The 15275-nt window shown below is 59.9% G+C and carries 11 protein-coding genes and 1 pseudogene; 7 read left to right on the top strand and 5 right to left on the bottom strand.

Translation table 11 applies throughout. The annotated features are described in order from the left end of the window. Positions 1-11: 11 nt before the first annotated feature. The 4 genes from QP909_RS03185 to QP909_RS03170 all read right to left on the bottom strand — a co-directional run bounded on the left by QP909_RS03185 (position 12) and on the right by QP909_RS03170 (position 5500). Positions 12-1490: an HNH endonuclease signature motif containing protein gene (locus QP909_RS03185; protein ID WP_284766105.1), complete on the bottom strand. Its 1479-nt coding sequence runs from the start codon at positions 1488-1490 to the stop codon at positions 12-14. A 140-nt stretch (positions 1491-1630) separates the two neighbouring features. Beyond that, positions 1631-2956, bottom strand: coding sequence for a M1 family metallopeptidase (locus QP909_RS03180; protein WP_284766104.1), 1326 nt, complete (start codon positions 2954-2956; stop codon positions 1631-1633). A 45-nt stretch (positions 2957-3001) separates the two neighbouring features. Continuing rightward, on the bottom strand, positions 3002-4081 hold the full coding sequence (locus QP909_RS03175; protein WP_284766103.1) for an alpha/beta hydrolase: 1080 nt from the start codon (positions 4079-4081) through the stop codon (positions 3002-3004). Positions 4082-4114: 33 nt separating this feature from the next. After that, positions 4115-5500, bottom strand: a complete 1386-nt coding sequence (locus tag QP909_RS03170) for an alpha/beta hydrolase (protein WP_284766102.1) — start codon at positions 5498-5500, stop codon at positions 4115-4117. Positions 5501-6033: 533 nt separating this feature from the next. Here QP909_RS03170 and lpdA point away from each other — a divergent pair. Then, on the top strand, positions 6034-7446 hold the full coding sequence (lpdA, locus tag QP909_RS03165) for a dihydrolipoyl dehydrogenase (RefSeq protein ID WP_005327177.1): 1413 nt from the start codon (positions 6034-6036) through the stop codon (positions 7444-7446). Positions 7447-7572: 126 nt separating this feature from the next. Here lpdA and ramB read toward each other — a convergent pair whose 3' ends face one another. Beyond that, a complete protein-coding gene (ramB, locus tag QP909_RS03160; protein ID WP_284766101.1) occupies positions 7573-8982 on the bottom strand; it encodes an acetate metabolism transcriptional regulator RamB in 1410 nt (469 codons plus the stop codon). A 369-nt stretch (positions 8983-9351) separates the two neighbouring features. Between ramB and QP909_RS03155 the strand changes: the two genes are divergently transcribed. The 6 genes and pseudogenes from QP909_RS03155 (at position 9352) to QP909_RS11885 (ending at position 14886) form a co-directional block, all read left to right on the top strand. After that, positions 9352-10107 (top strand): succinate dehydrogenase cytochrome b subunit, encoded by a 756-nt coding sequence (locus tag QP909_RS03155; RefSeq protein WP_284766100.1) that lies wholly within the window; start codon positions 9352-9354, stop codon positions 10105-10107. A 15-nt stretch (positions 10108-10122) separates the two neighbouring features. Next, complete coding sequence (locus tag QP909_RS03150) at positions 10123-12138, top strand: fumarate reductase/succinate dehydrogenase flavoprotein subunit (RefSeq protein WP_201802305.1); 2016 nt, start codon at positions 10123-10125, stop codon at positions 12136-12138. Continuing rightward, the gene (locus QP909_RS03145; protein ID WP_005323073.1) at positions 12138-12887 is read left to right on the top strand and encodes a succinate dehydrogenase/fumarate reductase iron-sulfur subunit; all 750 of its coding nucleotides are present in this window, start codon (positions 12138-12140) and stop codon (positions 12885-12887) included. The genes QP909_RS03150 and QP909_RS03145 overlap by 1 nt, the downstream gene beginning before the upstream one ends. Before the next feature lie 56 nt (positions 12888-12943). Then, entirely contained in the window at positions 12944-13318 is a 375-nt protein-coding gene (locus tag QP909_RS03140) for a hypothetical protein (RefSeq protein ID WP_284766099.1), read from the top strand. A gap of 285 nt (positions 13319-13603) precedes the next feature. Beyond that, positions 13604-14125: pseudogene (locus QP909_RS03135) on the top strand (IS6 family transposase); the annotation flags it as partial. A 416-nt stretch (positions 14126-14541) separates the two neighbouring features. After that, positions 14542-14886: a pentapeptide repeat-containing protein gene (locus QP909_RS11885; protein ID WP_350309213.1), complete on the top strand. Its 345-nt coding sequence runs from the start codon at positions 14542-14544 to the stop codon at positions 14884-14886. The last annotated feature ends 389 nt before the right edge of the window (positions 14887-15275 follow it).

Below are 15275 nucleotides of genomic sequence, written 5' to 3'. Positions count from 1 at the left end.
GCGGGCCCCGGTCAGGCCGCGCCCGGGGGTGGCGGCGGTGGCGAAGGCGGATCGGTGAGCCTGCGGGCCGGGGCTTGTTCCGCGGCGGGGTGCTCGTTGACCTTCACGGTGGGCGATAGGCCGTCGGGGTGGGCGGCTCGGTATCCTACCCGGCCCGTGTCGAGGTCTCGTTCGGCGTGTCCCATTCCGTTGCGGCCATCGCGGTAATCGTTATTGTCCACGTGGTGCCGGCGGCATAACAGAGTGAGGTTCTTGAGGTCGGTGGCACCACCGTGGGACCAGGCTTGGAGGTGGTGGACGTCGCAGTCCTGCCACGGGCGGTGGCACTCTGGGTGCGTGCAGACGAGCTCGGAGGCTGCGAGAGCGAGCTTCTGCCACAGAGAAGCGGTGCGCTTGGTGCGGCCAAGCTCGAGGGGGAAGCCCTTGTCGTCCACAGCACAGAAGAAATCGTGCTGCGCGCCGCCCAGGCGGAGGAAGTCGAGCGGAGTGAGCTCGATGCCGGTGCTGGTGGCGAAGCGGGTATCTCCGCCCATTGCCTCCAGTTCTTCCAATGTGGTGGCGACGAAGAAGGAGCCGAGACCGTCGGAGTTCTTTTGGGTGGCGGAAAGGTAGCTCGACAGGGCGGCGGTTAGTTGGTCCGCCATGCGTTGGGCATAGGTGCGGGTATCGTCCTCGGGGCTGAGGTCCGCGCTGCCCTTATTCTTTGCGGGCGCGAAGGCGCTGGCGAGGATGGCGGCTGCGGAGGCATCGAGGTAGCCGGAGATGTGCACGCCGCCGTCAGCATCTTGGCGGGAGATACTAAAGCGGCGCTTGCGGGTAGCGGCGTGCGGATCGGGCTCGCCGGCTGGGTTGAGAGCGTGCTTATTCGCTTTGCGGATGGCCTTGCGCAGCCACTCTCGTAGAGAGTCGAAGGAACGACGCTTGGCCTGCTCGAGAGCTTGATTGCGCAGTTCGCTCGGGCCAGGGATGGCGTACTTGCTGAGGCTGCGCAACTCGTTTTCGATGAGGTTGAGGATGCGCTCGGGGATAGGCTCTTCCTCAAAGAGCTTCTTGCGGCGCTTCTCCTCCTCGCGCCGCTCGCGGTCGGCGCGGCGGCGGGATTCCTCCTCGGCTCGGGCGCGTGCGGCCTCGTCAGCATCGGGGTCCGCAGGGGGAGCCGGCTCCGGATCGGGGATGGGTGCGAAGAGATTGCGTCCATTGCGGAGGCGGGCGGCGGCCTCGGCATCGGTAAGACCTAGGCGCGTGGTCAGGTAGTCCTTGGCCTTGGAGGAACCAACGCGGCGGCCGGCGTCATCCCGCTCCGCGATGAAAGCGAAGGCGGCGTCGATAGTGGACTTATTTCCTAGCGCCCGCTCCAAGTGCTCGAAATGAGGATGAAGAAGCTCGAAAGACAGATCGGAGGGATCTTGCATGAGGCTGCGCAGCTGGGTGAGCCCAGTGGCAACCTGCGCGATGGCGGAGTCTATCTCCGCGTGCTTGGTGGTCTGCATGATCCCTCCCTTCCTTTTCGTTTACATGTTCTATCTTACCCAGATAAAACACCCCGTCAACAGGAAAGAAGGGACTGGTCAATAGATTAGACATTCCCCAAACAAACGCAGGAAAACCCCACAAAACGGGGCCAAAACCACTAACTCGGGAAGGGAGGAAGGGCCTTCTGGTTAAGCCAGGTGTCTACGGTGGCGTCGAAAAGCGCGGCGTCAGGAGCGGCGGCGCGGAAGGAATCCAGCAGCATGGAAGGCTCTACCACCGAATGCTGGTGCTCGGTGAGGTAGCTGCGGAGGGTGGTAAAGAAGGCGTCGCCAAGCAGGCGGTGGATGGCGTGCACGGTCAAGGCGCCGCGCTTATACACGCGGTCATCGAACATGTCGCGCGCACCCGGATCGGAAACGGTGAGGTTCTGCGCCTTGCGTCCCAGGACGTTGTAGTGGGAACGTGCCGCCTCGCGCGCGGTGGTCTCGCCCTTGTGCTCGCCCCATAGCCACTCGCTGTAGCAGGCAAAGCCCTCGTTGAGCCAGATATCCTTCCACTCGCCCAGGCCGACGGAATTGCCAAACCACTGGTGGGAAAGCTCATGGGCAATAAGACGCTCAAAGGCATGATCGCCCTTAATATGATTAGAGCCAAAGATGGACAGGCCCTGCGCCTCCAGCGGTATTTCCAGCTCATCTTCCGTGATGACCACCTGGTAATCCGTAAACGGGTAAGGGCCGTAAATGGAGGAGAAGAAGTCCACCATTTCCTGCTGCTGGGCAAACTCATCGAGCACGCGCTCGCGCAGCTCGGCCGGTGCCCAGGCGCGTGTGGAAGGCCCCAAATCAAAATTAGAGAACTCGCCTACCTGGACCGTCGCCAGGTAGGTGGCCATGGGCTCGCGGGTGCGGTAGTGCCACCGCGTGGTGGAGCCGCCCGCCCGGCGGGAGACGAGGTCACCATTGGATACCACGATGAAGGGATCATCGGCCGTAATGATGATGTCATAGTGCGCCTTTTCAGACGGCGTATCGTCACAAGGGAACCAACTCGGCGCGCCGTTGGGCTGGCTGGCCACCAGCGAGCCGGATTCGGTTTCTTCCCAGCCAATCTCGCCCCAGGTGGTGCGGATCGGCCGCGGGCTGCCGCCATAGCGAATAATCAGCTCAAATTCCGTACCAGCGGCAATCTCCTCAGCAAAACGCAGGCGCAGCTTGCCGGAAGACTGACGGAACTTAGCCACCCGCGGCGCACCCTTTGCGGTCACGCGCCGAGCCACCATCGCCCCGCCTAGGTCTAGGGTCAGCGACGTTAAATCCTCGTCGGCCCGGATGGCCAAAGTAGCCTCGCCTTGAAGTAGGTTGGGCTCCACGCGGTAGGTCAGATCCAGCGTGTAGTGGGAAACCTCGAAACCGAGGTTAAAATCCACGCCGGTATAAGGATCAGTGTGGGCACGCGAAAGGGCGGTAGGAAGCAACTTCATAATGCTGCAAGCCTACCGCCCTTTTAGCCGCGGAAAGAAACGAGCTTATTTATTGAAAGCGCGCTCGAAGACCGGCCAAGAATCCTTGAGGTCCGCAATCCAGTGCGGCCAGGAGTGGGTGCCGGTATTGCGGAAGTTGTAGGTCGCTGGGATGCCAGCCTGGTCCAGCTTGGCCTTAAAGTTGTGGGTGCAGTAGTTCACGCCAGCCTCGATGGCGCCGCCTTCCACCTGCAGCTGAGCGGAGCCCAAAGCAGCGGTAGCAGGGTTGTAGCCCTTAGCCACGTTATAGGAGAAGGTATCCTCCTTGCCTGCCAACCCAGAACCGGAAGAGATGTACAGCTCCGTGCCACGCAGCTTCTCGTGGTTCATCATCGCGTCGTTGTAGCGGTTGGTGGGGGAGCCGAACGGGCCCCACATCTGCTCCGTGGTCGCACCGCCGCGGTTGACGGTGAGCTCAACGGCCTTGTGCTCTACCGGGTAAGCGGTGGCCGCGCAGCCGGCGTAGGAACCCACGGCGTCGTAGAAGCCCTGGTTGTGCTCTGCCAGTAGCAGGGAGGAGGTGGCGGACATGGACATGCCCGCGATGGCACGGTGGTTATCGGCCTTGATATGGCCCTCGATGGCGCCCGGCAGTTCCTTGGTGAGGAAGGTCTCCCACTTCTGCGGGCCCTTGAGATACTTGGAGTTCGGCTCGGATACCCAGTCGGTGTAGTAGGAGAAAGCGCCGGCCTGCGGGATGACCACGTTGACGTTCTTGGAATGGTAGAAATCAACGGCGTCAGAAAGCTTCAGCCAGTCCATGTCCTGCTCCGCGCCGCCTGCACCATTGAGCAGGTAGATGGTCGGGCGGTTCTCATCCGTTGCGCGAATGACGGCCAGCGGAATCTTACGGCCGTTCATGGCTGGGGAGGTGGCCTGCAGCTTTTCGACGCGCGGATCGTCCTTGTACTTCTGGTACCAAGTCTGCTGCTCCAGCTCTGGGGTGACCTCCAGCGGGGCCAGGGTGGACTGGGCGGCGTTGCCCGCTACCTGTTGCGGGGTGAGCTGTGCGGCCCCCGCCATTGGGGCGCAGGCCAAGCCTGCGCACACTGCGGTGCCGGCAAGGATGGAGCTAAGGCGCTTCATAGTGCTTCTTTCCTGTAGTTAATGAATTCCTGATTATTCGGCAGCGACAGCAGCCTCGGCGGCCGCTGCGCCCTCTGCGTCCATGCCCTCGACAAAGTCCTTGTCCGGGGACTGGTCAGCGGCGCTCGGGGCGTCCTTAACCTGCGCATTTTCCTCAGCCTGCGGTGCCTCGATAGAGAGCTCGTTGGGCTTTACCTCCGGCTCGGCCGGTGCCTCTGCAGCATCCTTGTTAAAGCCACGCTCGAAGGTTGCCCAGGAGGTGAAGAGGTCATTGCGCCAGCCCGGCCAGGAGTGGGTGCCGGTATTGCGGAAGTTCCAGTCCGCGTCCATGCCCTGGGAATCCATCTTGGCCTTGAGGTCATGGGTGCAGGAGTTCATCGCGGCCTCGATGACGCCGCCTTCAACGATGAGGGTGGAAGACCCCGGAACACCCCAGTCATTGGCGCCGCCCAGGCCGGAGTTGACCGAGACATAGGTCTCGGACTTGCCCAGGTTATTCGGGTTAGCGTTCACCAGGGCATCGTTGTACACGTTGTACTCGCTGCCCATAGCGCCCCACATCTGATCGGCCGAGCCACCGCCGCGGTTGACGGTCAGCTGGGTGTACAGGCGTGGCAGCGGGCGAGAGGTGGCAGCGCAGCCGGAGAAGGAGCCCACGGCGTTGTAGAAGCCCGGGTTGTGCTCTGCCAGCAGCAGGGAAGAGGTAGCGGACATGGACATGCCGGCGATGCCGCGCTTGCCATTGCCGCCGATGTGCTTTTCCAGTGCGTCCGGTAGCTCCTTGGTGAGGAAGGTTTCCCACTTCTGTGGGCCCTTGAGGTAGCCGCTATTCGGGGAAGATACCCAGTCGGTGTAATAAGAGAAGGCGCCGGCCTGCGGGATGACCACGTTGACGTCCTTGGACGTGTAAAAGTCCACCATGTCCTGCACGCCCTCAGTCTCAGGGTCGATGTCATGGTTGGCGGTGGCGGTCAGCCAGTCCATGCCCTGCTCAGCGCCGCCGGCGCCGTTGAGCAGGTACAGGGTGGGGCGCTTCTTCTCAAAGTCGCCGTCTGGGGTGATGACCGCCAGCGGAACCTCGCGGCCGCCCATGGCGGCGGAGGTGGCGGTCAGGGTCTTAACGTGGTTGCCGTAGTGCTTGCCAGCCTTGCTCTTATGGCCAAAGGCATAGCCCTTCCACTTGTCCTTATCCTTTAGGCCGGCAATATCCACCACGCGGCTATCACCTTTGGTGGTGATGGCGTAGTTGATGTTTTCCGGATCTGCCGGGTCGGTGAGGTTGACCTCGCGGATGGTGGACGGGGTGGCGTCACCCTGGATCTCGGCCGGCTCGACGGCGGAGGCGATAGGGGCGGAGAGGACTCCTGCCGCGATGGCGATGCCTGCGACGCTGGAGCCGATAGAGCGCAAAGTATGCATATTTTTAGCTTCCTCGAGTTAAGAGAATCTTCTCAGTAGGTATCGTTCCGCAAAGCGGGAGTGTTAGCAAGACTCTATGCCTTAATAGCCCTTTTAATGTAGCAAAACCTGTGACGTATGTGGTTTATGTGTCATAATTCTGAACACGGAGCGTATGTAACGGTGGCGCTACAATCTCCGCTAGTACTAAACGTGTGAATAATGCGGGCCCATTCACGAGCCCATCCCTCGCTCTAGGCAAGTAAAAACACAGAAAGAAGCATAATGAACATTTTCGATTCCATCCTCGTAGCCATCAACGAAGTTCTGGGCCAGTTCCTGCACGCCGGCTCCTCCATGTCCTCCACCGCTGCACTGGCTCTCGGCCTGTTCTAAAACACCGAGCCCATAGCCCTGCGTGGGGGCGTCGCGTGCTTGCCGACGCCGCCGTGCAGGGCCTTTGTGCGTTTTACCCCCCGAAGCGTGGGGTACTCGGGCATAAGAGTGTGACCCAATGCGCGACATGGAGGGGAAAGTTACGTATCCTAAAGGGCGTGACTAATGAACATTATGACGTAGTAGTACTCGGCGCGGGCCCTGGCGGCTACGTGGCCGCCATCCGTGCAGCTCAGCTTGGTAAGAAAGTTGCCGTAATCGAGAAGCAGTACTGGGGCGGTGTCTGCCTCAACGTAGGCTGCATCCCTTCTAAGGCGCTGCTGAAGAACGCTGAGGTTGCCCACACCTTCAACCACGAGGCCAAGGACTTCGGCATTTCCGGCGATGTCTCCTTCGACTTCGGTGTTGCCCACAAGCGTTCCCGCAAGGTTTCCGCGGGCATCGTCAAGGGTGTCCATTACCTGATGAAGAAGAACAAGATCACCGAAATCAACGGACTTGGCTCCTTCAAGGACGATAAGACCATCGAAATCACCGATGGTGATGACAAGGGCAAGACCGTCACCTTCGATGACTGCATCATCGCTACCGGTTCCGTGGTCAAGTCCCTGCCGGGCGTAGAGCTCGGCGGCAACATCGTGTCCTACGAGGAGCAGATCCTCAACGATGAGGCCCCGAAATCCATGGTCATCGTCGGCGCCGGCGCCATCGGCATGGAATTTGCTTATGTTCTGTCCAACTATGGCGTAGACGTCACCATCGTGGAGTTCATGGACCGCGTCCTGCCGAACGAGGACAAGGACGTCTCCAAGGCCATTGCCAAGGAGTACAAGAAGCTCGGCGTCAAGCTGCTGACCGGCTACAAGACCACCTCCGTGAAGGACAACGGCGATAATGTCACCGTTGAGGTGGAGTCCAAGGACGGCTCCAAGCAGGACACCCTCACCGTGGACCGTGCCATGATCTCCATCGGCTTCGCCCCGCGCACCGAGGGCTTCGGCCTGGAGAACACCGGCGTTGAGCTCACCGAGCGCGGCGCTATTGCCATCGATGACACCATGCGCACCAACGTCGACCACATCTACGCCATCGGTGACGTCACCGCGAAGCTGCAGCTCGCCCACGTTGCTGAGGCCCAGGGCGTTGTCGCCGCAGAGACCATCGCCGGCGTGGAGACCCAGCTCTTGGGTGACTACATGAATATGCCGCGCGCTACCTTCTGCAACCCGCAGGTCGCTTCCTTCGGCTACACCGAAGAAGCTGCCAAGGAGAAGTTCGCGGACCGCGATATCAAGGTCGCTACCTTCCCGTTCTCCGCTAACGGCAAGGCCGCTGGCCTCAATGAGACCGCCGGCTTTGTCAAGCTCATCGCGGACGGCGAGTACGGCGAGCTCATCGGCGGCCACATGGTGGGCTCCAACGTATCCGAGCTGCTGCCGGAGCTGACCTTGGCGCAGCGCTTCGACCTCACCGCTGAGGAAATCGGCCGCAACGTTCACACCCACCCGACCCTCTCTGAGGCCATGAAGGAAGCAGCCGAGGGCATCGGCGGCCACATGATTAACCTCTAAGCAGGGCTGCTTGCCGACGTCGCCATAGAGCGCGACGCCAGCGGCACCGCACCGTTCGCTCCCCTCGTTGGAGGGAGGCGGACCGCGGTGCCGCTTTTCTATGTGCAGTCCACCTGGGTGGCAGAGTTAGTACGGTGCCACGGCGGAGCGGTGGGCGTCGACGCTAATGACCTCGTTGATGGGTGGAAAGGCGCGTTGCGCGCAGTTCTCGCGCGGGCACGTGCGGCAGCCGGAGCCGATGGGGGTGGCGGTAGAGAGATCGGTGAGATCGAGGCCTTCGGCGTAGACGGTGCGGTCGGCGTGGCGGGCTTCGCAGCCTAGGCCGATGGCGAAGAGCTTATCGGTATCGCCAAAGCGCCCCTGGTGGTGCTGGACGGCGCGCGAAATCCACAGGTAGTTGCGACCATCGGGCATTTGGGCCAGCTGGCGGGAGATAATGCCGGGCTGGGTGAAGGTCTCGTAGACATTCCACAGCGGGCAGGTGCCGCCGTTATTGGAAAAGTGCACGCCGGTGGCGGATTGGCGCTTGGACATATTGCCGGCGCGGTCGACGCGAACAAAAGTAAAAGGAATGCCGCGGAGGTTATCGCGCTGCAGGGTGGACAGGCGGGAGGCCACGGATTCATAGCCCACGCCGAAGACCTGGCAGAGGTATTCCACGTCGTAGCCGGAGCGCTCGGCCTCGGAATGCATCAGTTCATAGGGCATCACGGTGGCGGCGGCGAAGTAGCTGGCCAAGCCGCGCTGCGCGAGGTTGCGAGAAGCATCCGAGGTGAACGGCTCCTCCTCTACTAGGGAAGCGATATCGTCCCCGGCCTCGAGGAAGCTCAGCTCCGCGGCCATGCGGAAGGCGCGCTGACCTTCGCTCAGGCGCGACGCGAGCCGGAACTCGCCGGTTTCTCGGTCAAAGCTGTGTAGCGTGCCATCCATCTGGGAAGTGATGTGGATATCTACGTTGTGGCGATCGCGCAGGCGCTGGGCCAGGGCGTGTTCGGTGTCGCGAATGCCGAAGTGGGTGACCGAGAGGGCGTCGGCAAGCTGCTCTGCATGGTGGTCCAGGTTGTCCAAGTAGTTTTGGCGAGCGTAGAAGAAGTCGCGTACCTCGTCGTGCGGCATGGATAGGGCCTGGGTGGCCTCGGTGGTGCGGCGGGCATCAGTGGCCAGCGAGAGCTTATCGCGCACATTGCGGTAGCGGCGGTGGACGTCTACCAGCGTGCGAGCCACGGTGGGGTGGTTATAGACCAGCTCCGAGAGCTCCTGCAGCTCGACGGGGGAGGGGCAGAGCTCCTTGTCTTGGATGACGTCCTGGATCTCGGCAAGAAGGCGGGAGTCATCGTCACGGGAGAAGAAGGTGGCATCGACGCCGAAGACCTCGGTGATGCGCAGGAGCACTGGGACTGTGAGCGGACGGACGTCGTGCTCGATCTGGTTGACGTAGCTGGCGGAGAGACCCAGCGTCGCGGCAAGGGAAGCCTGACTGAGATCGCGCTCACGGCGAAGCTGGCGAAGGCGGGATCCCACATACGTCTTACTCATGCCGGCAAGGTTACTGGCTGGCCTGCGGGTGTGCACCCTAATTGCAAAGATCTTGCGAAGAATGTTCACCCGCCTGTGGGCTACATGTGGGTTTCATGCGAAAGTTTGACACATAAAGGGGTAAGGCGGTCACTCTGGCAACACTGGGTGACCAAGTTCACAAATCTGGGGCGAATTACGCAACGCCAATATTGCGGAATTCCGAGCCGCCAAGGTAGTGACGTTTTGCCCGGAGGCTTTTAAGGCAACCCTTACCTAAGAGAATTCTGACTTTAACCGTACCGCCGTACCGTTAGGTGAAACGCTGCAGGAATTGACTAGTAACCAGCGGTTAAGCCCAGTTAAAGTGAGGGCGACAATGGAGGTGTCATGACTTTAAGAAATCCGGACCGTGAGGCAGTAGCTCACGGCCACATCACTAACGAACCAATCCGTCAGAAGCCGGGAGTGCCCTCCTGGGTTCTGAAGCTCATTATGGCCGTCACTGGCCTGCTTTTTGCCCTTTTCGTTGTTGGCCACATGGCCGGCAACCTGAAGTTGTACTTGCCGGCGCACGGCGGCGAAGAGGCGCTGGATGAATACGGCGCATTCCTGCGCTCCATGGGCGAGCCGTTGTTCCCGCACGAGGGTGCATTGTGGATTATCCGCGCCATCCTGCTGGTTGCCATCCTCGCCCACATCTATGGTGCATTTGCCCTGACCGCACGCTCTAAGGCGTCCCGCGGCAAGTTCCGCCGCAGCAACCTGATGGGCGGCCTTGATTCCTTCGCTACCAAGTCCATGCTGGTCACCGGCATCGTCTTGCTGCTGTTCATCATCTTCCACCTGCTGGACCTGACCCTGGGCGTGCAGCCTTTCGCCCCCGGCGACTTTGCAGAGGGCGCGGTGAAGGCCAATATGATCGCCACCTTCAGCCGCTGGCCGGTCACCATCGTGTACGTGATCGCTATGTGCTTCCTGTTCCTGCACCTCACCCACGGCATTCGCCTTGCCGCCTCTGACCTGGGTATCACCGGTGCGAAGTGGCGTCAGACCTTCCTGATCTTGGCGTACGTCATCCCGGCCGTTGTCTGCATCGGCAACATCGTTATGCCTTTGTCCGTTGCCCTGGGCTTGGTCAGCTAAAGGAGTTAGAAACCCATGACTAATACTGAACTCAAGCGCGAGCACCCTAAGTTCTCGCACCCACAGTCCATCGTTCCGGGCGTATCTGCCGGCAACATCCTGGAATCCCACGAGCCGCACGGCGTGCCGATGAAAGATATGTGGTCCCACCAGAAGGATCACATGCAGCTGGTTTCCCCGCTGAATCGCCGCAAGTTTGAGGTTCTCGTGGTTGGTACCGGCCTGTCCGCCGGTTCCGCTGCGGCCGCACTGGGCGAGCTGGGCTACAAGGTAAAGGTATTCACCTACCACGATTCCCCGCGCCGCGCGCACTCCATTGCCGCGCAGGGTGGCGTCAACGCCTCTCGTGCCAAGAAGGTGGACAACGACTCCGCCTACCGCCACACCAAGGACACCGTTAAGGGCGGCGACTACCGCTGCCGCGAGTCCGACTGCTGGCGCCTGGCAAACGAGTCCGTTCGCGTCATTGACCACATGAACGCCATCGGCGCCCCATTCGCTCGCGAGTACGGCGGCACCCTGGCTACCCGTTCCTTCGGTGGCGTGCAGGTCTCCCGTACCTACTACACCCGTGGCCAAACAGGTCAGCAGCTGCAGCTGTCCACCACCTCGGCGCTCTACCGCCAGATTGGCCTGGGCAACGTGGAGCTTTTCGCTCACAACGACCTGCAGGACATCATCGTCTACAACGACAATGGTAAGAAGCGCGCCGGCGGCATCGTTACCCGCAACCTGATTACCGGTGAGCTCAAGGCCTTCACTGGCCACGCAGTTGTGCTGGGTACCGGCGGCTACGGCAACGTCTACCACATGTCCACACTGGCAAAGAACTCCAATGCCAGCGCCATGATGCGTGCGTATGACAGTGGTGCCTACCTGGCCTCCCCAGCCTTCGTGCAGTTCCACCCGACGGGCCTGCCGGTCAACTCCGATTGGCAGTCCAAGACCATCCTGATGTCGGAGTCCTTGCGTAACGACGGCCGCATTTGGTCCCCGAAGAAGGAGGGCGACGACCGCGACCCGAATACCATTCCGGAAGAAGAGCGCGACTACTTCTTGGAGCGCCGCTACCCGGCATTCGGCAACCTGGTTCCGCGTGACGTTGCCTCCCGTGCCATCTCCCAGCAGATCAACGCCGGCCTGGGCGTTGGCCCGCTGCACAACTCGGTGTACCTAGACTTCCGCGACGCCATCGAGCGCCTGGGCAAGGACAAGATCCGCGAGCGTTACTCCAACCTCATCGAGATGTACGAAGAGGCTATCGGTGAGTCCGCCTATGAGACCCCGATGCGCATCGCCCCGACCTGCCACTTCACCATGGGTGGCCTGTGGACCGACTTCAACGAGATGACCTCCATCGACGGCCTCTTTGCCGCCGGTGAGTGCTCCTGGACCTACCACGGCGCTAACCGCCTGGGTGCAAATTCCCTGCTTTCGGCTTCCGTCGATGGCTGGTTCACCCTGCCGTTTACCATCCCGAACTACCTGGCTGATCACCTCAACGAGGAGAAGCTGGCGGAGGATTCCCCAGAGGCACAGGCAACCCTGGCACAGTCCCAGGAGCGCATCGACCGCCTCATGGGCGTGCGCGGAGAGAACCCGCACGGTCCGTCCTACTACCACCGCCAGCTGGGCGATATCCTCTACCACGGCTGCGGTGTGTCCCGTAACGTCGAAGACCTCAAGGCCGCCATCACCAAGATCCGCGAGCTGCGCGAGGACTTCTGGGCTAATGTCCGCATCCCGGGCGAGGCCAATGACATGAACCAGGTCCTGGAATACGGCCTGCGCGTTGCCGACTACCTGGACTTGGGCGAGCTCATGTGTGTTGACGCTTTGGACCGCGATGAGTCCTGTGGTGCTCACTTCCGCGAGGACCACCTCACCGAGGACGGCGAGGCAGAACGTGACGATGAGAACTGGTGCTTCGTTTCCGCATGGGAGCCGGGCGCAAATAAGAACGAGTTCATCCGCCACGCCGAGCCGCTGTACTTTGATTCGATCCCGCTGATGACAAGGAACTACAAGTAATGAAACTGACACTTGAGATCTGGCGTCAAGCCGGACCGACCCAAGAAGGCCACTTCGAGACCGTCCAGGTGGATGACGCCTCTGAGCAGATGTCCATCCTGGAGCTGCTGGACCACGTCAACGAGGGCTACATTGAGCGCGGCGAAGAGCCCTTCGCTTTCGCTTCCGACTGCCGTGAGGGCATCTGCGGTACCTGTGGTTTGACCGTCAATGGTCGCCCGCACGGCCCAGGCCAGAACACCCCTGCCTGCCAGCAGCGCCTGTTTAACTTCACCGATGGCCAGACCGTCAAGCTGGAGCCATTCCGTTCTGCTGCCTACCCGGTCATCAAGGACATGGTCGTGGACCGCGCGGCACTGGATCACGTCATGGAGCAGGGCGGTTACGTCTCCATGGACGCTGGTACTGCTCCGGATGCGGATACCATGCACCTCAACCACGAGACCGCCGAGTACTCGCTGGACCACGCTGCCTGCATTGGCTGCGGTGCCTGCGTTGCTGCCTGCCCGAACGGTGCGGCTCACCTGTTTACCGGCGCGAAGCTGGTGCACCTTTCCCTCATGCCGCTGGGCAAGGAAGAGCGTGGCCGCCGTGCCCGCAACATGGTCGACGACCTGGAAGCCAACTTTGGTCACTGCTCCCTCTACGGTGAGTGCGCCGATGTCTGCCCGGCCGGCGTTCCGCTGACCGCAGTTTCTGCGGTTACCCGCGAACGTGCACGTGCTGCTTTCCGTGGCAAGGACGACTAAGCTAAGGTTATTCCGTAGGAATACTAGGAACGAGAGAAAGACAGAAAGACTCCGCCATGAGCGATAACACCCACGCAGTCGCTGACTACACCAGCGAGACCTACCCGGAGTTCTCCGGCAAGATTCAGGACACCTACATTGAGGGCTACGATCCAGTATCCTTCGGTGCTCCTCACTCTTCCCTTCTTCGCACCTCCACCTGGGTGGGCATGGGTCTGATCCTGTCTTGCCTCCCGGCTGCCGGCATCATCATTTGGGGCCTTGGCGTGTGGGATACCCCGCTGGGTACCGCAGGCGAGGGTGACTACACCCTGACCATGATCATCGGCATCATCTCCCTGGTCATTGTGGCCATCGCCGCAGTAGGCACCGTCCACTACGGCCGCCGCTACTACCGCAAGTACCGCAAGGAAACCGGCCGCGTTAACTAGTATTCGCTTTTAAACCAAGCACCAACAACCCCCGCTCCTCACAGCACGCACGCCATGCAGGGAGGCGGGGGTTGTTGCATATCTTGAGCCAAAGGCCCAAGAAGGCGCCAACATAGCGTTGCTTTAAGCAGCGCTTGCCGACGCCTCCCTCCTTACCGTTGCTTCAACGCCCCCCAGATCGCGATCGAGAGGTGCTCCCCGCGTTCGTAGTTGAACGAAGGCGGATCAGTGGGTGCTGTTGCAAAGTTGGGGCAGTAGGAAGAGTGACGTGAAATAATCACAGCCATGGGTATTTTCTCCGGTCGTCATTTCCCCCGTGACATCATTCTGTGGGCGGTGCGGTGGTACTGCCGCTACGGGGTGAGCTACCGCGATCTGGAGGAAATGATGACCGAGCGGGGCGTGCCGGTCGATCACACCGCGATCTACCGCTGGGTTCAGAAATACGTCCCTGAGCTGGACAAGCAAACACGGTGGTACCGGCAGGTACCTGACTGGCAGGCCAGTTCCTGGCGGGTGGATGAGACCTATATCCGGGTCGGCGGCAGGTGGTGCTATCTCTATCGGGCGATCACCGCCGGTGGTCAGACCCTGGACTTTTACCTCTCTCCGAAGCGGAACGTGGCCGCAGCGAAGCGTTTCCTGGCCAAGGCCGTCAGATCCAATGCGTCAGCCGGGTATCCCAGAGTGATCAACACCGATAAAGCACCCTGCCTAGCCAGGGCAATCGCCGAGTTGAAGTCAGAGGGAATCTGCCCGCCAACAGTGGAACACCGGCAGGTGAAATACCTCAACAACATCTTCCAGAATATCTAAGCAGGCTGGGACATAATGCTGGCCAGGCGACGAAGAAAGGAGTGTTCGCGGTTCTCCACCCAACTTTGCAACAGCACCCCCGTATGCAACTCGATGCTAGAGAGAAGAAATACAGTTTCGCTTTTCACTGTGAGTAGACATGGAAAATAGCAAAGTTCTTGTTTTAATTGGAATCACCCTAATTATTTGGTGCGCGTTATACAGGTACAGAACAACCACCGCTAAATGGGTTTTTATTGCAGCCTCTTTAAGCACCTGTCTAGCGTTTGTCCTAGGTCTATCAGGATTTCTAGGGTTAGGTCATGGTTACATCGATTTGTTGTCTCTAGTAAACGTATTTTTAAACGCATTTATATTGTTGGCCATAGGCCAGTTCCACAATCGAAACAGATCGGACCACGTAAAAGATGTATAGAGCAATGCCCCAAACGTGGGTCACGGGACTCGCTGGTAAAGACATTTCCGGAAAAGATATGTCCAACTATGACCTGACGGATATCAATCTCGAAGGAAGCATATGTAAAGGATGCTCTTTCCGCGGCTCCATGGTGGCATGGGCTAACTTGAAATCGGCAGATTTCACCGACGCAGATTTTACGAACGCAATTCTTAGCGAGTCAGACCTTCGTGGAGCGACATTAACGCGCGCTAATCTTACTAACGCATATCTAGTACCTGTTACCGCCAATCCAAGGCAATTCTCTGGATGTACAGGTTTCGATGCAAGGAATGCGATATTTTATAGCCCTTGATTGCGCCTACACGAATTCCGTTTGAACCCTTTTTTATAATGAGCATTGAAAACGTGTAAACAACGCAATGTGAGGGTAAATCAGTGCACTCGCCGAGCCCGCCATAAATCAGAACATATGCTAAAGCATATGTTCTGATTTATGGTTTTAGCTGCTGGTTTCCCTAGAGAAGATGAAAGCAAGGGGCAAATCGACATGATAATGCGTGTCTCTGGGTGAACCTGGGCGGATTTTTACTTTGCGTACTTCTGGGCATTAAAAGCCTCTGACGCTGCTTCCGGGAAAGTTGGAATTGGGGATGTGGTTATGACACTACGGTTGGGCTCTATCCAACAATCGCTTTCGAAGGGATAGCCTTCTGCTGCTCGGACACGTCACCGCGTTTCGTG

The sequence above is a fragment of the Corynebacterium sp. MSK195 genome, from assembly GCF_030228885.1.
Classification (GTDB): domain Bacteria; phylum Actinomycetota; class Actinomycetes; order Mycobacteriales; family Mycobacteriaceae; genus Corynebacterium.
This window is presented reverse-complemented; position numbering and strand designations above follow the sequence as displayed.

What these genes read in the sequence shown, in the direction of transcription:
- QP909_RS03185 (WP_284766105.1), bottom strand. Translation starts at nt 1,490, where the DNA reads ATGCAGACCACCAAGCACGCGGAGATAGACTCCGCCATCGCGCAGGTT.
- QP909_RS03180 (WP_284766104.1), bottom strand. Translation starts at nt 2,956, where the DNA reads ATGAAGTTGCTTCCTACCGCCCTTTCGCGTGCCCACACTGATCCTTAT.
- QP909_RS03175 (WP_284766103.1), bottom strand. Translation starts at nt 4,081, where the DNA reads ATGAAGCGCCTTAGCTCCATCCTTGCCGGCACCGCAGTGTGCGCAGGC.
- QP909_RS03170 (WP_284766102.1), bottom strand. Translation starts at nt 5,500, where the DNA reads ATGCATACTTTGCGCTCTATCGGCTCCAGCGTCGCAGGCATCGCCATC.
- ramB (WP_284766101.1), bottom strand. Translation starts at nt 8,982, where the DNA reads ATGAGTAAGACGTATGTGGGATCCCGCCTTCGCCAGCTTCGCCGTGAG.
- QP909_RS03155 (WP_284766100.1), top strand. Translation starts at nt 9,352, where the DNA reads ATGACTTTAAGAAATCCGGACCGTGAGGCAGTAGCTCACGGCCACATC.
- QP909_RS03150 (WP_201802305.1), top strand. Translation starts at nt 10,123, where the DNA reads ATGACTAATACTGAACTCAAGCGCGAGCACCCTAAGTTCTCGCACCCA.
- QP909_RS03145 (WP_005323073.1), top strand. Translation starts at nt 12,138, where the DNA reads ATGAAACTGACACTTGAGATCTGGCGTCAAGCCGGACCGACCCAAGAA.
- QP909_RS03140 (WP_284766099.1), top strand. Translation starts at nt 12,944, where the DNA reads ATGAGCGATAACACCCACGCAGTCGCTGACTACACCAGCGAGACCTAC.
- QP909_RS11885 (WP_350309213.1), top strand. Translation starts at nt 14,542, where the DNA reads ATGTATAGAGCAATGCCCCAAACGTGGGTCACGGGACTCGCTGGTAAA.